This is a genomic window from Pseudomonas sp. zjy_15, assembly GCF_043101865.1.
GTDB classification, from domain to species: domain Bacteria; phylum Pseudomonadota; class Gammaproteobacteria; order Pseudomonadales; family Pseudomonadaceae; genus Aquipseudomonas; species Aquipseudomonas putida_Y.
In genome coordinates, this window is the sequence record NZ_JBICII010000095.1 from 50,896 (window position 1) to 73,998 (window position 23,103).

Sequence of the window (23,103 nt, forward strand, 5' to 3'; positions counted from 1 at the left end):
GGGTGTCGCCTGCGCCGCACGCACCAGAATTGTGCCGCTCATTTGCACCCGTTCTGTAACGTACCTTCACTCAGGCAGGCCGTTAAACTGAGCCACCCGTAAATGGATTTCGAGTTTTCCCCATGCCTGCCTCCCGTCGTTTCCCGCTGTTGCTGATTGGCGCCTTCCTGGCCCTTTATCTGGTCTGGGGTTCCACTTACCTGTTCATTCGCATCGGCGTCGAGAGCTGGCCTCCAATGCTCATGGCCGGGGTGCGCTTCCTGATCGCCGGGGGGCTGCTATACGGCTTCCTGCGTTGGCGCGGCGTGCCGGCACCTACCTGGCCGCAATGGCGGGCGGCAGGGGCGATCGGTTTCTTGCTGCTCAGTTGTGGCAACGGCGGGGTGACCGTGGCCGAGCATGCGGGTGTGGCTTCGGGCGTGGCGGCTTTGGCAGTGGCGACGGTGCCGCTGTTCACCTTGCTGTTCGGCCTGTTGTTCGGGCACCGCAATTCCAAGCTGGAATGGGCGGGGATCGCCCTTGGGCTGGTGGGCATCGGCCTGCTGAACCTGGGTTCCAACCTGCAGGCAAGCCCGATAGGTGCGGCGCTGATCATCTTCGCGGCGGCGTCCTGGGCATTCGGCTCGGTGTGGAGCAAGACCTTGCCGCTGCCCCAGGGGCCGATGGCCAGCGCAGCGGAAATGCTGGTCGGGGGTGCGGTGCTGTTGCTGGGCAGTGTGCTGTCGGGCGAACGCATGACACAGCTGCCGACCGCTGCTGGCTGGGGGGCGTTGGCCTACCTGGTGTTCTTCGGTTCGATCCTGGCGTTCAGTGCCTACATGTACCTGCTCAAGCACGTGCGCCCGGCAGCGGCCACCAGCTACGCCTACGTCAACCCGGCGGTGGCGGTGCTGCTGGGTATCGTCTTTGCCGGTGAGCAGATTGGCGCTGAAGAGTGCGTGGCGATGGCAGTGATCATCGGCGCGGTGGTGCTGATCGGCCTGCCACAGTGGCGCAAGGCGCCCGTAACTGTGCCACCGTTGAAAGGTGAAATCTGCAAGTAGGCAGGGGCGATGCGGTAAACTTGCCGCCTTCGCTGAACCCCCTGACGGTATTGCCATGAATTTCGCCAAACTCGGCCTGATCGAACCGCTGCTGCGCACGCTGCAGCAACTGGACTACACCACCCCGACCCCAGTGCAGGCCAAAGCCATCCCCGCCGTGCTGGCCGGCCGCGACCTGATGGCCGCAGCCCAGACCGGTACCGGCAAGACCGCAGGCTTCGCCCTGCCTGTGCTGCAGCGCCTGGCGCTGGAGGGCGAGAAGGTGGCCAGTAATTCGATCCGCGCCTTGGTGCTGGTACCCACCCGCGAGCTGGCCGAGCAGGTGCACAACAACGTGCGCGAATACGCCGAGAACCTGCCGCTGAGTACTTACGCGGTGTATGGCGGGGTCAGTATCAACCCGCAGATGATGCGCCTGCGTCGTGGTGTCGACCTGCTGGTGGCTACACCTGGCCGCTTGCTCGACCTGTTCCGGCAGAACGCCGTGAAGTTCAACCAGGTGCAGACCCTGGTGCTGGATGAAGCCGACCGCATGCTTGACCTGGGCTTTGCCGAAGAGCTGCAGTCGGTGTATGCGGCACTGCCGCGCAAGCGCCAGACGCTGCTGTTTTCCGCCACTTTCTCTGATCAGATTCGCATGCTGGCGGGGCTTGCGCTGAATGACCCGCTCAGTATCGAAGTGAGCCCGCGCAACGCCGCGGCCACCAGCGTCAAGCAGTGGCTGGTGCCTGTGGACAAGAAGCGCAAGGCCGACCTGTTCTGCCACCTGCTGCGCAAACAGCGCTGGAAGCAGGTGCTGGTGTTCGCCAAGACCCGTAATGGCGTCGATCAACTGGTGGAGCGCTTGCTGGCCGAAGGCGTGAATGCCGATGGCATCCACGGTGATCGCCCACAGGCGACCCGGCAGCGTGCGCTGGACAGCTTCAAGGCCCGTGAGGTGCAAGTGCTGGTGGCGACCGATGTGGCGGCCCGTGGCCTGGATATCGATGACTTGCCGCTGGTCGTCAACCTCGACCTGCCGATCGTTGCCGAAGACTACGTGCACCGCATCGGGCGTACCGGGCGGGCGGGCAACAAGGGCGAGGCGATTTCGCTGGTGTGTGCGGATGAAGTGCAACTGCTGGCGTCTATCGAGGTGTTGACCCGGCAGACCCTGCCGCGTCACGAAGAGCCGGATTTCATCCCCGAGCACCGGGTGCCGATGACCGATGCCAGCGGGCAGGTTATCAAGAAACCGAAGAAGCCCAAGAAGCCGAAAGAAAACAGCGCCAAGCGCGGGCTGGGGCGTTGGATGGACAGCACTGAAGCCGGCAGTGCGGAACCGGCGGTGAAGGCTGTACGCAAGGTGCCGAGCTTCAATGGTGGGCCGCGCAAGCGTAAGCCTTGAGGTTTTGGGGCCGCTTTGCGGCCCTTTCGCGACGCCAGGCCGCTCCCACACAATCGCGCCAGCTTTCAGAAATTGAGCAAGACAGTTGCTCCCACATGGGCTGCGCAATCTGGATTGATGCAGTACTTGTGGAAGCAGCCCCGGCAAGCTGTCAGGAAGCCCGCACCCAATCCGCCGCTGCCCGCCCGGCGCGCAAGCCGCTGGCAAAGCACGCCGTGAGCAGATACCCCCCGGTTGGCGCCTCCCAGTCCAGCATCTCGCCGGCACAGAATACCCCCGGCATGCCCTTTACCATCAATCCCTCATCCAGCCCCTCGAAGCGGACCCCGCCGGCACTGCTGATCGCTTCATCCAGCGGCCGCGTGCGTACCAGGGTGATGGGCAATGCCTTGATGGCCCGGGCCAAAGCATCAACGTCGGCAAAGGTCGCCTGATCGGTCAGTTCGCGCAGCAGTGCGGCCTTGACCCCATCAATCCCCAGCTGGCTGTGCAGGTGCTTGGCCATGGAGCGTGAACCGCGTGGTTTGGCCAACGCCTGGGCAATCTTGTCCACAGGCTTGTCCGGCAGCAGGTCGAGCAACAGTACCCCGCGGCCTTCACGGTGGATGGCCTCGCGTACCGGTGCCGACCAGGCATACACCAGGCTGCCTTCCACACCTTGAGCGGTGAGGATGAACTCGCCCTTGCGCGGTGTGCTGCCCGGGACACTGAGGGCGATGTTCTTCAGCGGTGCGCCCGCGAACTTGTCCTTGAGCAGCGCGCTCCAGCCCTCTACTTCAAAACCGCAGTTGCTCGGCTGCAAAGGCGAGATATCCACAGCCCGTTCTGCCAGCAGCGGTTGCCAGCTGCCGTCAGAACCCAAGCGTGCCCAGCTGGCGCCACCCAGCGCCAGCACCACGACCGAGGCTTTCACCTGCCGTTCGCCCTGTGGATAAGCAATTCGCAAGCTGCCATCGGTGTTCCAGCCCAGCCAGCGATGGCGGGTGTGGATAACTACCCCGCTGTCGCGCAGGCGCTTGAGCCAGGCACGCAGCAACGGTGCGGCTTTCATGTCGGTGGGGAACACCCGGCCCGAGGTGCCGACGAAGGTTTCGATGCCCAAAGCATGAATCCACTGGCGCAACGCGTCAGCATCGAAGTCGCGTAGCAGGGCCTCGATTTCGCCCTGGCGTTCGGCATAGCGGGCCACGAACGCCGGGTAGGGCTCGGAATGGGTGATGTTCATGCCGCCGACACCCGCCAGCAGGAACTTGCGCCCAACCGAAGGCATGGCATCGAACACCTCGACCGCCAGGCCTGCGTTGGCCAGTGCTTCGGCAGCCATCAGGCCGGCGGGGCCGCCACCGATGACGACAGCGGGAGGAGGGGATGCGGGGTTCAGATCGGGCATGGTGGGCAGCAGGCTGTGGAAAAGAGGCGCATTCTACCGCAGCGCTGCCCACGGAAGCACTGGTCAAAAAATAGCCAGCGTCACGCAGGCCTTGCCAGTAAAGGGCTACAGCGGCTTTCGCGCAGGTTATCCACAAGCGGTTCCACAGTCATTGTGAACAACCCATGACACGTGCGGCGCTGTGGTGAAGGATGCCGTGGCGTTTGGCCAGGGCTGTGCGGTCCTTGCTGTAGCCTCCGCCGATCACGCCCACCACCGGGATATCGCGGCCCAGGCAATGGCGCAGCACGGCTTCGTCACGGGCGGCAACGCCTGCGTCGGTCAGTTGCAGGTAGCCCAGGGCGTCGTCCTTGTGCACATCGACACCGGCGTCATACAACACCAGGTCGGGTTGATAAAGCGGCAGCAGGTAGTTGAGGGCGTCGTCCACCACCTTCAGGTAGGCCGCGTCGCCCATGCCTCGGGGCAGAGGGATGTCCCAGTCGCTTTGTGCCTTGCGGGCGGGGAAGTTCTGTTCGCAGTGCAGCGACACGGTGATGGCCTCAGGCGTGTCGTGCAGGATGCGCGCGGTGCCGTCACCCTGGTGCACGTCGCAATCGAAGATCAGCACCCGGTGTACCCGGCCTGCTTCCAGCAGGTAGCGGCTGATGACCGCCAGGTCGTTGAAAATGCAGAAGCCGGCGGGGTGGTCGTAATGAGCGTGGTGGGTGCCACCGGCGAGGTGGCAGGCGATGCCGTGCTGCAGCGCCATCTCGGCAGTCAGCAGTGAGCCGCCGACGGCGCGCACGGTACGCCGGGCCAGGGCCTCGCTCCAGGGCAGGCCGAGGCGGCGCTGGTCCTCGCGCGACAGCTCGCCGTTCATGTAGCGCTCGATGTAGCTGCGGTCATGGGCCAGGGCGAGGATGTCGTTGGGGCAGATGTCCGGGCGCAGCAGGGCCTGGTCGGTGGTCAGCCCGCTGCCGACCAGGTGGTCGTGCAGCAGTCGGAACTTGTCCATTGGGAAGCGGTGTTCGGCGGGGAACTCCGGGCTGTAATCTTCGTGGTAGATCAGCGGCAACGGCATGGTTGAGGTCGTAATCAGGGCCAGTGCTGATCTTGCCATGACGGGTGACTGTAATGGGAGTACCTGTTTCTTGCGCCGGTACCGGCCCTTTGTGGGAGCGGCCTTGTGTCGCGATTGGGCTGCGCAGCAGCCCCAAAATTTCAGCGCAGATGCACACATTGCTGGGGCTGCTGCGCAGCCCAATCGCGACACAAGGCCGCTCCCACAGAGATGGCCGCTATTTTCCTGTGCTGGCCAATACCCGTTGCCAGTCCGGTTCGTTCAGGCGCCCCAGGATGCGTGCCTTGCCATTGCCATCCACCGATACGAACAGGGCGCTGGCATAGTTGCTTTGACGTTCGCCGCCGGCAACGTGCTGCTGGCGGGCAAAGTGGTCGATGCAGCCGTTGTGAGTCACCAGCACCAGGTTGTGGCCCGCGCGTTTGTGTGCAAGCGCTTCGTTGGCGAACTGGCTGTCGCAGCTTTCCAGCCAGTCTTCGCTGGCCACCGCCTGGCCGAGGATGAAGTGCGCGGTTTGCCGGGTGCGCCGTTTCGGGCTGGTGAGCAAGTCGGCGTTGTTCAGGCCCAGCCGGTGCAGCCCCAGGCCAACGCGGGCGGCAGCCTGGCTACCGCTCAGGGTGATACCCGTAGGGTCGTCCAGGCAAGGGCCGGGGGCGCTGTCGCAGCGTTCGGCGTGGCGGATCATCACGATCACCGCACCTTCGGCCCAGTCCTGCAGCAGGCCGCTGTCACTCAGTTGTTGCTCGTTGCCAAGGTCCACGATATGCGTCCTCGTCGCCAGCCAGGTGGTCAACGCCGCCACGACCATGCACAGGCCCAGGGCGGCTCCGAGGGCTTTGCGGGTCAGGCGTCGCTTGCGCCGGGCGTGAATGGCGGAGTGCCCCAGGGTATTGCTCGATTGCATGCGTGGCTCCGTTGGCATGGCCGTGCTTGGCACGGCAGGGATGGCGGCATCCTGCCAAGTGGCCTGTCGGGGGCCGGTGAAGGGCGTGTGAAAATTGCATTCGGCTACTACCGGCTGGGTGAAACCCGCGCCCGCGCCTACGCTGTAAACTGCAACACGGCAAAACCGGAGCAGGCCCGATGACCCCTATTCTTGAACTGGAAAGCGCAAGGCTGGTGCTGCGCCAATGGCATGACGACGACCTGCGCGAGTTCGCCGCGCTGTGCGCCGACCCGCAGGTAATGCGTTACTTTCCGGCGCCGTTGACGCGTCTTGAGGCCGCTGCGTTGATCGGCCGGGTGCGTGGGCACTTCAATGAATACGGTTTTGGTTTGTGGGCCCTGGAGCGCAAGGACAGCGGCGCGTTCATCGGCATGACTGGCTTGCTGCACGTGGGCTTTGACGCCGATTTCACCCCCGCCGTAGAGATTGGCTGGCGCCTGGCCCGCCGCCACTGGGGCCTTGGCTTTGCCAGCGAAGCGGCGTGGACCTGCCTGCGTTGTGCTTTTGCCCAATTGCGCCTGGAGGAGGTCGTGTCGTTCACTAGCGAATGCAACCTGCCGTCGCAGAAGGTCATGCAGGCCATCGGCATGCAGCAGGACCCACACGGCAGTTTCGAGCACCCCCGCCTGCCCATTGGCCACCCACTGCGCCCGCATGTGCTGTACCGCATTGACCGCGCGCACTGGGAGCGCACCCTGCGCGCCTGAATGCACGGCCATGCCCGGCACGAATGACAAACGCTGTATCATTTGCCTACTTGGAAGGCGCTTGCCCGTAACACGTTCAGCGCCTGTGAAATCGAGCGCCGCTCGGGCGGCGCATCGCGAGCTAGGCTCGCTCCTACGGAGATCCCCCGATGAGTCATGTGTTGGACGACCTGGTCGACCTGTTGAGCCTCGAATCCATCGAGGAGAACCTGTTCCGTGGACGTAGCCAGGACCTGGGCTTCCGCCAGCTTTACGGTGGGCAGGTGCTGGGCCAGTCGTTGTCGGCTGCCAGTCAGACCGTCGAGGACGCGCGCCATGTGCATTCGTTGCACGGCTACTTCCTGCGCCCGGGCGATGCCAGCCTTCCAGTGGTGTACTCGGTGGACCGGGTGCGCGATGGCGGCAGCTTCAGTACACGGCGGGTGACGGCGATCCAGAAGGGCCAGACCATCTTCACCTGCAGCGCGTCGTTCCAGTACGACGAGGAAGGCTTCGAGCACCAGGCGCAGATGCCTGACGTGGTCGGCCCGGAAAACCTGCCTACCGAGGTGGAACTGGCCCGTGCCATGGCTGACCAGTTGCCTGAGCGCATCCGCGACAAGGTGCTGTGCGCCAAGCCGATCGAGATCCGCCCGGTCACCGAGCGCGACCCGTTCAACCCCAAGCCGGGCGACCCGGTGAAATACGCCTGGTTCCGCGCCGACGGCAACCTGCCTGACGTGCCTGCCCTGCACAAGTACATGCTGGCCTACGCCTCGGACTTCGGCCTGCTGACCACGGCGTTGCTGCCCCATGGCAAATCGGTGTGGCAGCGCGACATGCAGATCGCCAGCCTCGACCATTCGCTGTGGTTTCACGGCAACCTGCGCGCCGACGAGTGGCTACTGTACGCCACCGATAGCCCCTGGGCCGGCAATTCCCGTGGTTTCTGCCGCGGCAGCATTTTCAACCAGGCCGGGCAGCTGGTGGCATCGTCGAGCCAGGAAGGCCTGATTCGCCATCGCAAGGACTGGGCATGAGCCTGGGCGAGGTGCGCAACTGGGTGTTCGACATGGACGGCACCCTGACCGTGGCCGTGCACGACTTCGCCGCCATTCGGGTGGCGCTGGACATCCCGGCCGAACACGACATCCTCACCCACCTGGCGGCCTTGCCGGCGGCGGAAGCGGCGGCCAAGCATGCCTGGTTGCTGGAACACGAAAGGGACCTGGCAACGGCCTCCACGGCGGCCACCGGGGCGGTGGAACTGGTGCGCGAGTTGGCCGAGCGCGGGTGCCGGCTGGGTATTCTGACCCGCAATGCGCGTGAGCTTGCGCATGTAACGCTGGAGGCCATCGGCCTGGCGGACTGCTTCCCGGTGGAACATATTCTTGGGCGTGACGAGGCTGCGCCCAAGCCGAGCCCGGATGGGCTGCTGAAGATTGCCAGCGCCTGGGGCGTGACACCGAGCGAACTGGTGATGGTGGGGGATTACCGCTTTGACCTGGACTGTGGGCGGGCTGCAGGAGCACGCACGGTGCTGGTGAACCTGCCGGACAACCCCTGGCCAGAGCTGGTGGATTGGCATGCGGCGGATTGCCGGGCGTTGAAGGTGATGCTGGGCTGATGCGTGTGTTGGCCATGCGGGCCTCTTCGCGGGCACGCCCGCTCCCACAGGTATTGCGCACGTCTCGGGGCCTGTGGTGCCCCTGTCAGGGCGGGCGTGCCCGCGAAAGGGCCGGATCTGTCTATGCTGAACCCCATTCTTTGCTCTGATACGGAGACCCACCCATGAGCAGCAAGGCCATCTACGTAAAACCCGGCGGCGGCTACGACAAAGTCGAGGTCGGCACCTGCGAGGCCCAGGCCCCCCAGGCCGGCGAGATTACCGTGCGCCTGCACGCCAGTTCCCTCAACTACCACGATTTCGCCGTGGTCAGCGGCATGTGGGGCCCGAGCGAGCGACGCATCCCCATGGCCGATGGCGCCGGCGAGGTGGTTGCGGTGGGGGCTGGCGTCACTGAGTTCCAGGTCGGCGACAATGTGGTCAGCACCTTCTTCCCCGACTGGCTCGATGGCCAGGCCAATGTCGAGGGCTTTGCCCGGGTGCCCGGCGACGGCATCGACGGCTACGCCCGTGAGCAGGTGACTGCCCGCGCCAGCGCCTTCACCCTGGCACCCCAGGGTTTCAGCCATGCCGAGGCTGCCACCCTGACCACCGCCGGCCTTACCGCCTGGCGCGCGCTGATGAGCGATGATCACCTCAAACCCGGCGACACGGTGCTGGTGCAGGGGACCGGCGGTGTGTCGATTTTCGCCCTGCAGTTCGCCAAGCTGGCGGGTGCGACCGTGATCGCCACCTCGTCCAGCGATGCCAAGCTGGAGCGCCTGAAGGCTCTGGGTGCCGACCACCTGATCAACTACAGGAGCACCCCGGCCTGGGGTGAGAAGGTGCGTGAGCTGACTGGCAACCGCGGTGTCGATCATGTGATTGAAGTGGGCGGCCCGGCGACGCTGGAGCAGTCGATGATTGCCGCGCGCATTGGCGGGCATGTTTCGCTGATCGGCATCCTTACCGGGGTGGCCGGGCAGTTGCCGCTGGTGCAGGCGCTGGTGCGGCAGATTCGGCTGCAAGGGGTGCTGGTTGGCAGCCGAGCGCAGCAGCAGGCGATGGTGCGGGCGATCGACGCCAACGGCCTGCGGCCGGTGGTGGACAAGCATTTCGAACTGGAGCAGATCGTCGAGGCGTTCCGTTACCAGGAAAGCAACCGGCACTTCGGCAAGATCTGCCTGACCTGGTGAAGTGAGGGCAGGGTAGCTGGATGTAACGGCCACCCTGCATGCCATTATCCTCGTCTTGCACTGCCTGACAGTCAGTCCGGCAATAGCCGGTCGCGGCTGTTGGACAGGTGCAGGCACACCGCCGCCCGCGCCGCATCCGGGTCTTGTCGGCGGATGGCATTGAGGATCGCCTCATGCTCCAGGTTGGCCAGGTACGCTTGCCGCGCCAGCTTGGCCCCCGCGCGCTCGGCCTTGGCCATGCGGTTGCGCGGGATCAGACCATTGCCCAGTTGCAGCAGCATCTCGGTGAAATACAGATTGCCGGTGGCCTCGGCAATCAGCAGGTGAAAGCGCCGGTCGGCTTCGATACAGCTGTCGCCGGCAGCGGCCAGGTCCTGATAGTCATCCAGTGCCTGGCGCATGCGCGCCAGATGCCCCTCGTCACGACGCAGTGCGGCCAGCGCGGCAGCCTGGCCCTCAAGGCCAATACGCAGCTCCAGCAGATCGCGCACATTCGCCGCGCTCTCCGCCGCAACGCGCAGGCCGGCCTGGGCCTGGCGTTCCATCACGAACGTACCGATCCCGTGGCGCGGCTCCACCAGCCCAGAGGCCTGCAGCTTCGACAAGGCTTCGCGAACCACCGTGCGACTGACCCCGTGCTCGCGCACCAGGGTGTTTTCCGAAGGCAGTTTGTCGCCTGGTTTGAAGGTGCCCAGCAGAATTTGCTGGGTCAGGCTGGAAACCAGGTCATGGGCACGGCTATGGCCGCGTTTGCGCGCGTGTTCGGGTTCCATGAGTGATTCGCTTCTTGATTACTTGTACGACAAGTTAATCGATAGAAAAATTTTTTGCCGATTTTTCGCGCATCCAATTCAGCATGTAATTGATCTGTTTCTGCACGTTCGGATCAAATTAGCATTGTGACAGCTTGTATATTGCTATTTTGCCGACGTTAATGATCTTGTCGTACAACTTCGCTGCGCATAAGCTCCTCCCCACTGCCATGTCAGACAACCCGACCCGCACAAAAACAATTAGTGGGAGATCCGCAAGTGAACGACACCCTCGCTCCGTCTGCCCGGAATGAAGGCGACGCGTTGGCCAGTGCCGTGGCCAAGGTCAAGCGCCACGTCCTGCCGCTGTTCGTCATCATGTTCATCGTCAACTACCTCGACCGCGTCAACATTGGCTTCGTCCGCCCGCACCTGGAAAGCGACCTGGGCATCAGCGCTGCGGCCTTTGGCTTTGGTGCCGGGCTGTTCTTCATCGGTTACGCGCTGTTCGAAGTACCTTCGAACATGCTGCTGCAAAAGGTCGGTGCCCGGCTGTGGCTGACCCGTATCATGTTTACCTGGGGGCTGGTGGCCACGGCCATGGCCTTCGTGCAGAACGAAACCCAGTTCTACGTGTTGCGTTTTCTGCTCGGGGTCGCCGAAGCCGGCTTCTTTCCTGGCGTGATCTACTACTTCACCCGTTGGCTGCCTGCGGCCGAGCGCGGCAAGGCCATTGCTATCTTCCTCAGCGGTTCTGCACTGGCATCGCTGATTTCCGGGCCGCTGGCCGGGGCGTTGATGCAGATCCAGGGCCTGGGCCTGCATGGCTGGCAGTGGATGCTGTTCATCGAAGGCATGGCCTCGGTGGCGCTGTGCTTCTTTGTGTTCTTCTGGCTGGACTCGAAGCCGCAGGACGCCAAATGGCTGAGCAAGGCCGAGCAGGACGCGCTGGTCGCCACCATCGACCGCGAGCAGCAAGCGCGTGAGGCCATCGGCGCGGTCAGGCCGTCGGCCTGGCGCCTGCTCAAGGACCGCCAGATCGTGCTGTTCTGCCTGATCTACTTCTGTATCCAGCTGACCATCTACGCTGCGACCTTCTGGCTGCCTAGCATCATCAAGCGTATGGGCGACCTCAGTGACATGCAGGTCGGTTTCTTCAACTCGATCCCTTGGCTGATCTCGATCCTGGCCATGTACGCCTTCGCCGCCGGTTCCGCTCGCTGGAAGTTCCAGCAGGCCTGGGTGGCGGGCGCGCTGCTGGTCGCTGCCACGGGCATGTTCATGTCCACTACGGGTGGGCCAGTGTTCGCCTTCGTCGCTGTGTGCTTCGCCGCGATCGGCTTCAAGTCAGCGTCGTCACTGTTCTGGCCAATCCCCCAGGGCTACCTGGATGCCCGCATCGCTGCGGCGGTGATTGCCCTGATCAACTCGGTCGGCAACCTCGGCGGTTTCGTTGCCCCCACCACCTTCGGCTTGCTGGAGCAGCAGGCTGGCTCGATCCAAGGCGGGCTGTACGGCCTGGCAGTGACCTCGGTGCTGGCGGCGATTGCCATCTTCTTCGTACGCATTCGCCCCAAGGGCGTCCCTTCCGATGACCTCAAGGCCCCTTCGGCCCTGGGCCAGACCCACTGATGACTGCGAGACAACCCTCATGAATATGCAGACCCTTCACACCAGCACCCCGGTGGTCACCGACCTGCGCGTGGTCCCCGTGGCCGGCCATGACAGCATGCTGCTCAACCTCAGTGGCGCCCATGGCCCGTACTTCACCCGCAACGTGGTGGTGCTGCGCGACAGCGCCGGCAATACCGGCCTGGGCGAAGTGCCCGGCGGCGAGAACATTCGCCAGACCCTGGAGGACGCCCGCAGCCTGGTGGTCGGCCAGCCGATCGGCCACTACCAGCGTGTGCTCAATGCCATGCGCCAGACCTTCGCCAACCGCGACTCGGCAGGCCGTGGCCTGCAGACCTTCGACCTGCGCATCACCGTGCATGCGGTGACGGCCATCGAGTCGGCGTTGCTCGACCTGCTTGGCCAGCACCTGAACGTGCCGATGGCGGCACTGCTGGGCGAGGGGCAGCAACGGGATGCGGTGAAGATGCTCGGCTACCTGTTCTACATCGGCGACCGCCAGCAGACCGACCTGGCTTATCGCAACGAAGCCGACAGCGATGACGACTGGTTCCGCCTGCGCCACGAAAAGGCCCTGACCCCGGAAGCAGTGGTGCGGCTGGCCGAGGCCGCCAAGGCGCGCTATGGCTTCAGCGACTTCAAGCTCAAGGGCGGTGTGCTGCGCGGTGAAGAAGAGATGGAGGCTGTGACAGCGCTGGCCGAACGCTTCCCCGAAGCGCGCATCACGCTCGACCCCAATGGCGCGTGGTCGCTGAAGGAGGCCATCGCCCTGTGCCGCGACAAGCACGATGTACTGGCCTACGCCGAAGACCCGTGCGGTGCCGAGAACGGTTACTCGGGCCGCGAGGTGATGGCCGAGTTCCGCCGCGCCACCGGCCTGCCTACCGCGACCAACATGATTGCCACCGACTGGCGACAGATGGGCCATGCCATTCAGTTGCAGTCGGTGGACATTCCGCTGGCCGATCCGCACTTCTGGACCTTGCAGGGTTCGGTAAGAGTGGCGCAGATGTGCAATGACTGGGGCCTGACGTGGGGATCGCACTCGAACAACCACTTCGACATTTCGCTGGCGATGTTCACCCAGGTGGCGGCTGCGGCGCCGGGCGAAATCACGGCGATCGATACGCACTGGATCTGGCAGGATGGCCAGCGCCTGACCCGTGAGCCCCTGCGCATTGTCGACGGGCATGTGCGGGTGCCGGCGCGGCCGGGCCTGGGCGTGGAACTGGATGAAGACCAGCTGGCCAAGGCCCATGAGTGTTACCGCAACATGGGGCTGGGGGCGCGGGATGACAGCGTGGCGATGCAGTTCCTGATTCCGGGTTGGCGCTTCGATAACAAACGGCCTTGCCTGGTGCGTTGAGGCTGCTGGCCTCTTCGCGGGCAAGCCCGCTCCTACATCAACCGGTGGTGTCGCCACGCCGTCGTAGGAGCGGGTTCACCCGCGAAAGGGCCGGACCTGCCGGCCAATCCCCCCAGTCATTCACCACCGCAGCCGCCACCGCATTCATCAATCGGTACCGTCGCCACCTCCCGTCGTAGGAGCGGGTTCACCCGCGAATAGGCCGGACCTGCCGGCCAATCCCCCCAGTCATTCACCACCGCAGCCGCCACCGCATTCATCAATCGGTACCGTCGCCACGTACCATCGTAGGAGCGGGTTCACCCGCGAAAGGGCCGGACCTGCCGGCCAATCCCCCCATTCATTCACCACCGCACCCGCCACCGCATTCACCAATCGGTACCGTCGCCACGTACCATCGTAGGAGCGGGTTCACCCGCGAAAGGGCCGGCACAGACAACACACATTCATATGAAAAACAAAAGCTCCATTTGGGCCTATGGCGCGATCGGACATGCCATTCGCGACATTTGGCGTTGATGGAAATGCCCTGTCGTGATCGAACAGTTCCGGGGCGTTCTCGTGTAATTCCCCACAGCCATGCGGGGATTAAATGAAGCCCGCCCTGCACTGACACGTTGCTCTGTGAAGCGCTCCAAAGATCAACAACAGAGCGCGAGTAACGTGTCGACTTATTGATTTCAAAGGAGATATTTTTCGCCTACGCCTGCCCGTCCTTCCTTGTGTCAGCAAAAAGAGAACAACATCAATGAACACCGTGGGATCTGATGGCAACCTTGCACAAGGTTTCAAGCCACGTCACGTAACGATGCTGTCCATCGCCGGCATCATCGGCGCCGGACTTTTCGTAGGTTCTGGCCATGCCATCGCGGCAGCCGGGCCAGCAACCATAATTTCCTATTTCGTGGCCGGAACCTTGGTGGTACTGGTCATGCGCATGCTCGGCGAAATGGCCGTGGCACACCCCGACACCGGATCGTTTTCCACCTATGCCGACCAGGCCATTGGCCGCTGGGCCGGCTATACCATCGGCTGGTTGTACTGGTGGTTCTGGGTACTGGTCATTCCTATCGAAGCATTGGCCGCCGGGCATGTGCTGAACGCCTGGTTCCCGCAGGTGGACAGCTGGATCTTCGCCCTGGCTTCGGTGTTGCTGCTGGCCGGTACCAACCTGTTCAGCGTGGCCAAGTACGGCGAGTTCGAGTTCTGGTTCGCCATCCTCAAAGTCACCGCCATTCTGGGCTTCATCGGCCTGGGCTTTGCCGCGCTGATGGGCTGGCTGCCCAACCGCGAGGTCAGTGGCCTGAGCAGCTTGGTTGCCGAATACGGCGGCTTTGCACCGAATGGCTGGTCGGCAGTGGTGGGGGCGTTCATCACCGTGATGTTCAGCTTCATCGGCACCGAGGCGGTGACCATCGCCGCGTCCGAGTCCAGCGACCCGTCGCGCAACATTGCCAAGGCCACTCGCTCGGTGATCTGGCGTATCAGCACCTTCTACATCCTGTCGATCTTCGTGATCATTTCGGTGGTGCCGTGGAACGACCCGCAACTGGCAGTGGTGGGTTCGTACCAGCGTGCGCTGGAAATCATGAACATCCCCAACGCGGCATTCATGGTCGACCTGGTGGTTCTGGTAGCCGTTACCAGCTGCATGAACTCGTCGATCTACATCGCTTCGCGGATGATGTTCTCGCTGGCCAAGCGCGGTGACGCCCCGGCCTTCCTCAACAAGACCTCCAAGGTCGGCGTACCGCGTGCTGCAGTGTTCGGCAGCACCTTGATCGGTGCGGCCATCGCGGTCCTCAACTACTTCGCACCCAAGGGCGTGTTCGAGTTCCTGCTGGCCAGCTCCGGCGCCATCGCCCTGTTGGTGTACATGGTTATCGCCATCTCCCAGCTGCGCATGCGCCGCCGTCTGGAGCGCGAGAACACCGAACTGAAGTTCCGCATGTGGCTGTTCCCGTACCTGACCTGGGCGGTGATCATCTTCATTGCCGGGGCGCTGGCGGTGATGATGTACACGCCTGAGCATCGGGCGGAAGTGAGCTCGACATTGGGCCTGGCGATCGTGATTTCCTTCCTGGGGATCGTGACGGCGAGGGGCCATGCGCAACCGGTGGGCGCGCGATCGATGGGGTGATTCAGTTCACCTGGCTGTAAGGCAAAGGGCACCCGAGGATGGGTGCCCTTTGTTTTTCTGGGCCAGACGAAGGTTCAGCAGCAAGACATGGGGCAGTTCTTCTGGTGTGCTCCAGCAGACTTTTCAAGTAAGGAAACTGGCATGTCCACGTGTAAACTCATCCTGCCCGTCCTGGCAGCCGTGGAGAGTTGTGATGCCGTACTTACCCACAGTTCGGCTGTCGACAGAGGCGCGTACCCGGCCAATATTGCGCCTGGTGACTTTATGCAGTATGTGGTGCGCTTCACCGTTTCGTCACTCTCGTGCAGGGATGCTTTGCACGGATACAAGAGCGCTTCGCGCTAAGAGAAAGGAGCTTTTTATGCACGACGAAGGCAGTTCAACTTTAGCGAATGGCGCAGCCGTCGAGTTGCCGCCTGGTGTGTTTCCACCGATGGCGGGCTACACCATCGGAGATCTTCTGGCGGTAGCCAATGCCCCTTTCGAGGCATTGCTGAATAATCACGATACCGACCCTGGGCTGATTCGTGAAACGGTTACTGCGCTGGCCCAGCACTTGTACGCGGCATTCGAAAGAGAGGACGCCCAGTACCAGATTGCCACGTGGTATCAAAAGCCGTACGACCAGCCTGGGAAGCGCCAGCGCAGTATTGAGACCATCGCAGAGCAGTTCGGCGTCATCACGCTGAAGGCAACGGCTGAATCATTGAAGGGATCACCGTTGCTCGGCCTGGGCAAGGGGTTCTATATGAGCCTTGTCGATGCCGCCGGGCAGGCCATAAAGACGCATATTCTGAAGTTGAATCAGGGCTGATGATCTGCCGATGTTCACCCTCGTAGTGGCCGTCACTACCACGCCCGCCCCTGACCTCACCGTTGCGCTCGCTGCCCTGGTCGAAACCGATACGCTGCGACCACACCTGCCAGCGCACCATGCGTGATGAGGCGATGACGGGCGGTGTTATGCACCTGCATGCGTAGCTTGGGGGCGGCGGCGATGACCTGGCGTAAACGGGCAGGGATACCCAGGGCGTCCTTGACCGTTTTCAGAAACTTGCAGCCAGTGTCCTGAAGCTCATGGCGTGACGCCTTTCAGCGCATACAGGTTTGCGTGGCGTTACTGCGTGGCACTCGGCTGGGCAATTGTGCCTTGCCTCAGGCCGAGGCCCAGCAAGCAGCTGGGAGCGAGGTAAAGATCATGCGTTGAACCCGGTCGACAGTATCGGGTTTGGCATTGACCAGAATCTAGCGGCGCATTTTTTAGGGACGCGTCGAACCAGGGAGATGGCGAAATGGACAATAACTGGAGTACGGGTAGAGCGGGCGGCGGCCTGGATGGTGGATATACCGGGTCGCTCGATCATGCAATCTCCAACCTGCATGTCGGGCGCAGTCGGCTGCACCCGAACAGGATGTCGACGAATCTGCCCCGGCGCCATGAATGACATGCGCGACACAAGGCCGCTACAGGGATTGCGCCAGATGTAATTGATCAGCCTCAGGGGCCAGGGTGCTGGCTGTTCCGCTGGCGGGGCTGTCGGAGGCGGTTGGGGGACTCGTGGCGCCAGCAGCCAGGGCCTCGACAGGCATACAGACCAAGGCCGCGCACACCTGGGCGGGGTATTGCTGCCTCTCGTAGCGCTGGGCGTTGCGGGACGATTTGGCGAAATGGCCAAGAACGCCATGCGCCCTGAGGTCAAGCGGGTCGATCGGGGCAAGCTCGCTTCGCCGCGCGTGTGCCGTCCATTCCCGGCAACGATTGGGTCAACGCAAGGCCATCCACCGCGCGGTTTTGTATCGGGGTAGGCGGGTGGTTCGCGCAAGATGCCCAGTGTAAAAATAAATGAGGTGTTTTCTCATTCTCGTTCGGCATGTAGAGAAGGCCGGATTACAGGCCAGCCCGCCGACCACCGACACGGAGCGAGAGAATGAGTTTTACCCCGGTTCCACAGCGCCACCCCTTGAGTCGTGCCCTGCATGCTGCACTGTTGGGGCTGGCAGTCAGCACCTACGCACTGCCGTCGCTTGCACAGCCTTTGAGCGCTGATCACAACAACCCGCTCAAGCAATGGAGCATTCCTGCGGGCCCGCTGGCGCCGGCACTGGACCGCTTTGCACGCGAGGCGGGCATCAGCCTTTCGTTCGATGCGCAGAACGTGGCCAACCGCAATACCAACGGGGTGCAGGGCGCGCTGGATACACGCTCGGCACTGTCGTCGCTGCTGCGCGGAACCGAGTTGCAGTTTGAGCCGCAGGGCCCCAATGCGTACCTGGTAATACCACAACCAAAGCCTGCCGGCCCGCTGGAGCTGGGCGCGACCGAGGACTACCGCCTGGCGCCTGTCATCATCAATGCCAAGGTCAAGGCCAGCGCCGACGATGACGCCAACTCGGTGGTTGCCAAGGAGCTGTGGGTAGGTGGCAAGGTGGCGACCAGCATCCTCAACACGCCCGCGTCCGTGTCTGTGGTGACCAACAAGGAAATGCAGCAGCGCAGCGTCAGCACCACCGAAGAGGCGCTGCAGTACACCCCCGGCGTGGTCAGCGACTACTACGGTTCGGACGACCGCAACGACTACTTCCTGATCCGAGGCTTCCAGGCCACCACCTACCGAGACGGCCTGACCCTCAGCTCGATGCGCGGTGTGCGCGAAGACCCTTACGCCTACGAGCGTATCGAAATTCTGCGGGGTGCCAACTCCACCCTGTTCGGCCCGGCAGACCCGGGTGGCTCGGTCAACTTTGTGACCAAGCAACCGCGCTTCGAGAAGTTTGGCCAAGGCTACGTGACCTACGGCTCCTATGACCATGCCGAAACCGGGATCGATGTAGGCGATGCGCTGAACGACGAACAAACCCTGGCCGGCCGCTTCACGGCCAAGATGCAGAACAGCGACCGCGAGTACGACCACTCCCAGGACGACAACCGCTTCGTGATGGGCGGCCTGACCTGGGCGCCGACCGACTTCACCTCGGCCACGGTGGTGCTGGATTACCTGAAGACTAACAGCTCGCCGAACAGCGGTGGCTACCCGCTGGACAAGGAATACGACCGCAGCGACTTCTACGGCGAGCCCAGCTACAACTTCCACGATGTCGAGCGCACCAGCCTCAGCGGCAACATCACCCACGACTTCGACAACGGCTTCGTGCTGCGCAGCAACCTGCGCTACAGCGAGCTGACCGATGACTTTGGCTACGCTTACCTGAGCGACAATGCCTCGCGTGTTGGCACCACCATTCCACGCTACGTCTTCGGCACCGACAGCGATGCCGATCAGCTCAATGGCAACTTGATGCTGCAGTACGATGCCCAGTTCGAGCACATCGACAGCAGCACGCTGGTGGGCGTCGAGTACCTCGACTCGACGACCAAACAGAGCTCGGTCTACGGCCTGGCGCCCTCCATCGACATCGCCAACCCGGTATTCACCGGCGTGCCTGGCGGCATCACGCCCTATACCCGCAAAAAGAATGACGCCACCACCAAGGCGGTTTTCCTGCAGCAGAACCTGTCGTTCTTTGACCGCGTCATTGCGACCGCAGGCTTGCGTAACGACTCGATGGACCTGTCGAGCAAGGAATACATCGGTGGCGAGCAGACGGAAAAGGACAACTTCTCCGAAACCTCCTACCGCGCGGCACTGACCTATATCGTCAACGATGAAGTGTCTACCTACGTGAGCATGGTGGAGTCCGTCTCGCCCCCGCAAGTGGGCGTTACCCCGCAGACCGGCAAGCAATACGAAGTGGGCATCAAGTACTCGCCCATGGGCATGGACGCACTCTTCTCCGCCGCTGTTTATGACCTGACCCAGGAGAACGTCACCATTGCCGTGGTGTTGCCAAGCGGCATCATCGAGCAGCAGACGGTGGGCGAGTCACGCGTGCGTGGCCTTGACCTGGAGGCCAAGGCACAAGTCACGCAAGACATCAGCGTGATTGGTGCTTACTCCTACATGGAGTCCGAAGTGCTGCGCGGGTCGCTGTATGACGGCTCTTCCTTGAAGGGCAATGAATTCACCACTGCGCCCAAACACACCGCATCGTTGTGGAGCTACTACGACATACCGGGCACTGACGTGAGCGTCGGCCTGGGCGCGCGGTATGTGGGGGCGTACTACATGGATGCTGCCAATACCAAGAAGAGCGATGGGACCACGTTGTTCGATGCGGCGCTGAACTACAAGATCGCCAAAGGGACCGACCTGGCGCTGAATGTGAGCAACCTGTTCGATGAGCAGCATGTGGTGGGGTCGGGGACGGCGAATTACTACAACCCGGGGCGTGAGGTGACGGCGAAGTTGAGTTATAGCTGGTAAGGCGGGTAGGGGGGGGGCACGGGCTTCGGCGGTGTTCGCGAGTAAGTTAGCCCCCACAGTTGTGCCAAATCTGAGGGACAACTTGCCTTGCTCAAAGTCTGAAAGTTTGCGCGATCACTGTGGGAGCGGGCGTGCCCGCGAACACCGGCACAGCCGGTGCCAAACACCGGGTCGCGTTCTTTGCGGGAAGGCCAGCTCCCAAGGTTCGTCCCGGGCAAGGCTTTCAGGGGCTAGCGTGTAATGCCTGGTTCCGGATCATCCAGCATCAGCAGAATAATGATCGGAGCCAGCTTGCCGAGCAGGTTGGCGCAGCCCCGCTGCTTATCTCGGTTGACACTGCGAAGAGCTAAGTGTCAGTACTTCATCAACCACGGCTGCAGTTCCTGGAGGTTGCTTACCACCAGTTGCTGGGCCTCGGGCAGTATCGCCATGTTGCGGTGGTCGATCTGATACCGCTGCAACACATACTTCACTAACGCCCTGCGGCTGGGTACCACCAATTGCCCATCCGTCATGCCGAAGTCGGTTTCGATGATTGCCTTCTGCGCCGCGTTCAACCGCCCATCAGGCTCGAAGATGACGGGCACTTCCACATTCCAGTCTTCATCCTGCTCACGCGTGTTCGGCGATGCGTCGAGCAAGTCCGGCTGCCCGCGCAAGCGGCTCAGCACGAAGTCGCGATACTGGCCGTTCTTTTCGCAGTACGCCCGCACGTGCCAGCGCATGCCGGTGTACACCAGCGTGTGCGGGGCGATCAGGCGTACCTCGACGTTGGGGGTGTTGAAGGACACGTATTCGGTTTCCAGGCGCAGGCCCTCACGGCAGGCCTTGAGCAAGGGGCGCAGCACCTCTGGCCGAATTGGGCGATCGGGTACTTCCAGCACCCGGGTGTGTGCATAAGCCAGTGCCAGCCCGTCGATGTGCGGGGCGCGCTCATTGTTCTGGTACAGCAGGTGCAGATAGGCGCTGGCGCTGTTGTCGATGAACCGCGAGCTACGGTCAAAGCGAGCCTTGGAATGGTGAGTTTTACTGCTCATTCGGTGACTCCGTTTCGCGCTCATGGGCGGATGCTGTGGAGTTCGGCTTTATCTCCGGTGGCGGGGGCTCCTGGTACAGTAAGACTCTCCAGCAGCTATCTGCTGGGGACCGTGTGTGGATAAATATTCCGCAGCAGGGTTATGTGGGGGTTGGCCGGGTTCTCGGAGGGGCAGCACCTGCAAATGAATTTACAGTGATGAAAGATGGCCAGGAGCGTCCAGTTCTGGAGGTGGCATCCCGTGCTAGCTACCACGCAGCATTCATCGACGACCCAGAGCAGTGCGAGTACTTCGTTCCGGTGCAATGGTTGCAAACCGTGCCGATCAGTCAGGCAGTCCGAGAAATTGGGATGTTCGGCAATCAGAATACGGTGTGTCGGCCAAAAACACCGAAATGGAGATCTACGATTGAGCGTTTGAAGGAGCGCTTCCCACATTTCGATGATATGGCCGCCACCTAGGTCGTGTGATCGCGGCCACGTAAATGGATGACGCAGGCCTTAACGCATCATGCCGAGTTCTGCATCATCCAGTAGCGCTTTGCCCAAAGCACAGAGGTAGTGCGCCGCCCAGATCAGCTTGGGCTTGTCTTCCATCAGCCCGTCGATGGTCAGGTCCCGCGCGTAGCCCATCAGTTCCGAGGCCTGTTCGCGGGCGTTCTGGCAAGGAATGCCGGCTTCGATGCGGAACAGTGGGTGGGTCTGGTTTTCGCCTTGAAAGAAGATGGTTTTACCAACTGTGCATTGGGTGTCTTCGGTTGTCATTGTTCAATCTCCCTGGTTCTGCTGATGCGCCGGTAAGCTGGGCTTCCACAGTTTTTCCGCTCGGTATGCGAATCAATGCATCGGTTGCGGGTTGGCTGTCTGCTGTATTTGCGTCAGCGCGGATTCGAGTAGCCGCCGCAGGGTTTCAAGCTCGTGCATCGAGGCCATGATCAAAACCGATGCGGGTGACTTGGGCTGCATCAGTATTGCCTGCTGGGCTACGGCTTCTGCACAGAGCGCGTAGTCCGAGGCCATCATGATCGTGTCTTCCAGGGAGTGGAGGTGATGGGGTGGGTCGGGGACTATCTTCAGCATGGCGTGGCTCCTGTCGTAGTGAAGCAACCACCCACCGCGGCTAAACAGTAAGGTGGCAACTGTACGCGGGTTAGCCGACCGGGACGTCAGGCACCCGGCGCACCCGAAGGTGCCCCACGCACAGCCGCCATAAAGCGCCAATGCCGATTGCTCGGAATTGCACGGCTGTGTTGTCTGACGATAGCGGGCGGCTAAACCCGGTCGTTGAATGCCAACGACACGTCGAGACTAGAGACCGTATTTAACGTGTGCAACGGAAAACAGGCGCAGGCAGTATCTTTGGGAAACGCCCTACAAGAAAGGGGTTAAATCCGATTTTTTCGACCCGCAGCGCCCAAATACCAGGCACAAAAAAAGACGCCCGAGGGCGTCTTCTTCTTTGGATTTGGTGGAGCCGGGGGGAGCTGAAATAACTCTATAGGCACTTGTTTATAATGGCTAATTAATGGTCATATAAATTGCGTGGAATACCAGCTGGAATGCTGCGTGAGCTGGATTCCGATGGGCGGTGGCTGTTGAGCTCAGCCAAGCGACTCATCAAAGTAATCACTGTCGAGCCTCGCCACCTTGTAAAGCTGCGAGCTGACACCAACCTCGTGATCCAACATCAGATTGACCAAGCGTTTACCGTCGACCAGTACCAGCCCTTCGACCGATAGCGCGAACTCGACTGCTTGGGCAGTGAAGCCGGAGGTGGTGATGAATACACCGCGTTTGGCTTTCTGCCCTGCCAAGGCGCCATAGAACGCCTGCAAATCGGGGCGGCCTACAGTGTTCTGCCAGCGCTTGGCTTGCACATAGACCTTTTCAAGCCCCAGTGCGTCCAGCGAGATCACGCCGTCGATGCCGCCGTCGCCACTACCGCCGACTTGCTGCAGCGCCTGACGGTTTGCTCCGTAGCCGAGGCTGTGCAGGACGTCGAGTACGATGCGCTCAAAGCGCGTCGGGCTCGCTTGCAGCAGGCTGTCCAGCAGGTCGCCTGCGACGCTGGTACGCAGCTCGAAGATGGCTTGGTTCAGGCGCTCCTGCGGGCTGCTAGTGGCGAGGTCTGTCTTGGTAATAGGCGCTAATGTGTCGTTGCTTTCATCCAGCGAGGCGGCATCCGGTGCTGTCTTCAATTTCACGCTCATGAAGTTCACAGCTAAATGCTCGACCTGTTCTGGACTTAACGGAGCCGGGTTGGCTTGGACGAAGGCCCGGCCAGTGTCAGTCAGTTGCCAATAGCCACGCTTGGCGCTGCTGGAATAGCCGGCGCGTTTCAGCCGATCATGCGCCCAGCCGGAGCGGTTCTTGTAGGTGGCTTGGCCGCTGGCGATGGTCTCCTGTCGCTGCGCCTCGCTTAGGCCAAGCGTCACGGCGGCTGCTTCGTGGGCCTCCCCCGCAGTGACCCCTTCTGGGTAGTCAGCGAGAAAACGCAGGATGGGCTCGATGAACTGGTCGTAAGTGGGGACGGACATG

At 62.4% G+C, this 23,103-nt stretch carries 18 protein-coding genes and 2 pseudogenes; 12 read left to right on the forward strand and 8 right to left on the reverse strand.

Features of this window, described 5'->3' with window-relative positions; genetic code table 11:
- Positions 1–122: 122 nt before the first annotated feature.
- Positions 123–1,043, forward strand: a complete 921-nt coding sequence (gene yedA / locus ACF8EF_RS17100) for a drug/metabolite exporter YedA (protein WP_176683232.1) — start codon at positions 123–125, stop codon at positions 1,041–1,043.
- A gap of 55 nt (positions 1,044–1,098) precedes the next feature.
- Positions 1,099–2,430, forward strand: a complete 1,332-nt coding sequence (locus ACF8EF_RS17105) for a DEAD/DEAH box helicase (RefSeq protein ID WP_392461699.1) — start codon at positions 1,099–1,101, stop codon at positions 2,428–2,430.
- A 151-nt stretch (positions 2,431–2,581) separates the two neighbouring features.
- On the opposite strand, the gene ACF8EF_RS17110 is transcribed toward ACF8EF_RS17105, so the two are convergent.
- The 3 genes from ACF8EF_RS17110 to ACF8EF_RS17120 form a co-directional block, all read right to left on the reverse strand.
- A complete protein-coding gene (locus tag ACF8EF_RS17110) occupies positions 2,582–3,820 on the reverse strand; it encodes a TIGR03862 family flavoprotein (RefSeq protein WP_392461697.1) in 1,239 nt (412 codons plus the stop codon).
- Between the two features lie 148 nt (positions 3,821–3,968).
- Entirely contained in the window at positions 3,969–4,883 is a 915-nt protein-coding gene (locus ACF8EF_RS17115) for a histone deacetylase (RefSeq protein ID WP_021784367.1), read from the reverse strand.
- Between the two features lie 217 nt (positions 4,884–5,100).
- Positions 5,101–5,787 (reverse strand): histidine phosphatase family protein, encoded by a 687-nt coding sequence (locus ACF8EF_RS17120; RefSeq protein WP_392461696.1) that lies wholly within the window; start codon positions 5,785–5,787, stop codon positions 5,101–5,103.
- A 179-nt stretch (positions 5,788–5,966) separates the two neighbouring features.
- On the opposite strand from ACF8EF_RS17120, the gene ACF8EF_RS17125 reads away from it, so the two are divergent.
- The 4 genes from ACF8EF_RS17125 (at position 5,967) to ACF8EF_RS17140 (ending at position 9,317) form a co-directional block, all read left to right on the forward strand.
- On the forward strand, positions 5,967–6,536 hold the full coding sequence (locus ACF8EF_RS17125) for a GNAT family N-acetyltransferase (protein WP_084851515.1): 570 nt from the start codon (positions 5,967–5,969) through the stop codon (positions 6,534–6,536).
- A 149-nt stretch (positions 6,537–6,685) separates the two neighbouring features.
- Positions 6,686–7,555 carry an acyl-CoA thioesterase II gene (gene tesB, locus ACF8EF_RS17130; RefSeq protein ID WP_003249851.1) on the forward strand — a complete coding sequence of 290 codons (870 nt, stop codon included), beginning with the start codon at positions 6,686–6,688 and terminating at the stop codon, positions 7,553–7,555.
- Positions 7,552–8,142: an HAD family hydrolase gene (locus ACF8EF_RS17135; protein WP_021784364.1), complete on the forward strand. Its 591-nt coding sequence runs from the start codon at positions 7,552–7,554 to the stop codon at positions 8,140–8,142. The genes tesB and ACF8EF_RS17135 overlap by 4 nt, the downstream gene beginning before the upstream one ends.
- A 164-nt stretch (positions 8,143–8,306) precedes the next feature.
- Entirely contained in the window at positions 8,307–9,317 is a 1,011-nt protein-coding gene (locus tag ACF8EF_RS17140) for an NAD(P)-dependent alcohol dehydrogenase (protein WP_392461694.1), read from the forward strand.
- 71 nt (positions 9,318–9,388) lie between these two features.
- Here the strand turns inward: ACF8EF_RS17140 and ACF8EF_RS17145 are convergent, their stop codons facing one another.
- On the reverse strand, positions 9,389–10,090 hold the full coding sequence (locus ACF8EF_RS17145; protein WP_392461692.1) for a FadR/GntR family transcriptional regulator: 702 nt from the start codon (positions 10,088–10,090) through the stop codon (positions 9,389–9,391).
- A gap of 258 nt (positions 10,091–10,348) precedes the next feature.
- On the opposite strand from ACF8EF_RS17145, the gene ACF8EF_RS17150 reads away from it, so the two are divergent.
- From ACF8EF_RS17150 to ACF8EF_RS17170, 5 genes are all read left to right on the forward strand, one after another.
- Positions 10,349–11,701: an MFS transporter gene (locus ACF8EF_RS17150; protein ID WP_392461690.1), complete on the forward strand. Its 1,353-nt coding sequence runs from the start codon at positions 10,349–10,351 to the stop codon at positions 11,699–11,701.
- Positions 11,702–11,720: 19 nt separating this feature from the next.
- Positions 11,721–13,067 (forward strand): glucarate dehydratase, encoded by a 1,347-nt coding sequence (gudD, locus tag ACF8EF_RS17155; RefSeq protein ID WP_209963300.1) that lies wholly within the window; start codon positions 11,721–11,723, stop codon positions 13,065–13,067.
- Between the two features lie 748 nt (positions 13,068–13,815).
- Positions 13,816–15,207: a GABA permease gene (gene gabP, locus ACF8EF_RS17160; RefSeq protein ID WP_209963304.1), complete on the forward strand. Its 1,392-nt coding sequence runs from the start codon at positions 13,816–13,818 to the stop codon at positions 15,205–15,207.
- A 361-nt stretch (positions 15,208–15,568) separates the two neighbouring features.
- Entirely contained in the window at positions 15,569–16,021 is a 453-nt protein-coding gene (locus ACF8EF_RS17165) for a hypothetical protein (RefSeq protein ID WP_392518794.1), read from the forward strand.
- 1,114 nt (positions 16,022–17,135) lie between these two features.
- Positions 17,136–19,529, forward strand: coding sequence for a TonB-dependent siderophore receptor (locus tag ACF8EF_RS17170; RefSeq protein WP_392529259.1), 2,394 nt, complete (start codon positions 17,136–17,138; stop codon positions 19,527–19,529).
- A gap of 353 nt (positions 19,530–19,882) precedes the next feature.
- Here the strand turns inward: ACF8EF_RS17170 and ACF8EF_RS17175 are convergent.
- Positions 19,883–20,515: pseudogene (locus ACF8EF_RS17175) on the reverse strand (WYL domain-containing protein); the annotation flags it as partial.
- Between the two features lie 5 nt (positions 20,516–20,520).
- On the opposite strand from ACF8EF_RS17175, the pseudogene ACF8EF_RS17180 reads away from it, so the two are divergent.
- Positions 20,521–21,027, forward strand: a pseudogene (locus ACF8EF_RS17180) (nuclease); the annotation flags it as partial.
- 39 nt (positions 21,028–21,066) lie between these two features.
- On the opposite strand, the gene ACF8EF_RS17185 reads toward ACF8EF_RS17180, so the two are convergent.
- From ACF8EF_RS17185 to ACF8EF_RS17195, 3 genes are all read right to left on the reverse strand, one after another.
- On the reverse strand, positions 21,067–21,330 hold the full coding sequence (locus ACF8EF_RS17185; protein ID WP_003249898.1) for a DUF3077 domain-containing protein: 264 nt from the start codon (positions 21,328–21,330) through the stop codon (positions 21,067–21,069).
- Positions 21,331–21,402: 72 nt separating this feature from the next.
- Positions 21,403–21,645, reverse strand: coding sequence for a hypothetical protein (locus ACF8EF_RS17190; RefSeq protein ID WP_003249899.1), 243 nt, complete (start codon positions 21,643–21,645; stop codon positions 21,403–21,405).
- A gap of 521 nt (positions 21,646–22,166) precedes the next feature.
- The gene (locus ACF8EF_RS17195; RefSeq protein WP_392529261.1) at positions 22,167–23,102 is read right to left on the reverse strand and encodes a restriction endonuclease; all 936 of its coding nucleotides are present in this window, start codon (positions 23,100–23,102) and stop codon (positions 22,167–22,169) included.
- Position 23,103 lies beyond the last annotated feature (1 nt).

Excerpts from the sequence above, each read along its gene's own strand:
- yedA (WP_176683232.1), top strand. The coding sequence starts at position 123 with ATGCCTGCCTCCCGTCGTTTCCCGCTGTTGCTGATTGGCGCCTTCCTG.
- ACF8EF_RS17105 (WP_392461699.1), top strand. The coding sequence starts at position 1,099 with ATGAATTTCGCCAAACTCGGCCTGATCGAACCGCTGCTGCGCACGCTG.
- ACF8EF_RS17110 (WP_392461697.1), bottom strand. The coding sequence starts at position 3,820 with ATGCCCGATCTGAACCCCGCATCCCCTCCTCCCGCTGTCGTCATCGGT.
- ACF8EF_RS17115 (WP_021784367.1), bottom strand. The coding sequence starts at position 4,883 with ATGCCGTTGCCGCTGATCTACCACGAAGATTACAGCCCGGAGTTCCCC.
- ACF8EF_RS17120 (WP_392461696.1), bottom strand. The coding sequence starts at position 5,787 with ATGCAATCGAGCAATACCCTGGGGCACTCCGCCATTCACGCCCGGCGC.
- ACF8EF_RS17125 (WP_084851515.1), top strand. The coding sequence starts at position 5,967 with ATGACCCCTATTCTTGAACTGGAAAGCGCAAGGCTGGTGCTGCGCCAA.
- tesB (WP_003249851.1), top strand. The coding sequence starts at position 6,686 with ATGAGTCATGTGTTGGACGACCTGGTCGACCTGTTGAGCCTCGAATCC.
- ACF8EF_RS17135 (WP_021784364.1), top strand. The coding sequence starts at position 7,552 with ATGAGCCTGGGCGAGGTGCGCAACTGGGTGTTCGACATGGACGGCACC.
- ACF8EF_RS17140 (WP_392461694.1), top strand. The coding sequence starts at position 8,307 with ATGAGCAGCAAGGCCATCTACGTAAAACCCGGCGGCGGCTACGACAAA.
- ACF8EF_RS17145 (WP_392461692.1), bottom strand. The coding sequence starts at position 10,090 with ATGGAACCCGAACACGCGCGCAAACGCGGCCATAGCCGTGCCCATGAC.
- gudD (WP_209963300.1), top strand. The coding sequence starts at position 11,721 with ATGAATATGCAGACCCTTCACACCAGCACCCCGGTGGTCACCGACCTG.
- gabP (WP_209963304.1), top strand. The coding sequence starts at position 13,816 with ATGAACACCGTGGGATCTGATGGCAACCTTGCACAAGGTTTCAAGCCA.
- ACF8EF_RS17165 (WP_392518794.1), top strand. The coding sequence starts at position 15,569 with ATGCACGACGAAGGCAGTTCAACTTTAGCGAATGGCGCAGCCGTCGAG.
- ACF8EF_RS17170 (WP_392529259.1), top strand. The coding sequence starts at position 17,136 with ATGAGTTTTACCCCGGTTCCACAGCGCCACCCCTTGAGTCGTGCCCTG.
- ACF8EF_RS17185 (WP_003249898.1), bottom strand. The coding sequence starts at position 21,330 with ATGACAACCGAAGACACCCAATGCACAGTTGGTAAAACCATCTTCTTT.
- ACF8EF_RS17190 (WP_003249899.1), bottom strand. The coding sequence starts at position 21,645 with ATGCTGAAGATAGTCCCCGACCCACCCCATCACCTCCACTCCCTGGAA.
- ACF8EF_RS17195 (WP_392529261.1), bottom strand. The coding sequence starts at position 23,102 with ATGTCCGTCCCCACTTACGACCAGTTCATCGAGCCCATCCTGCGTTTT.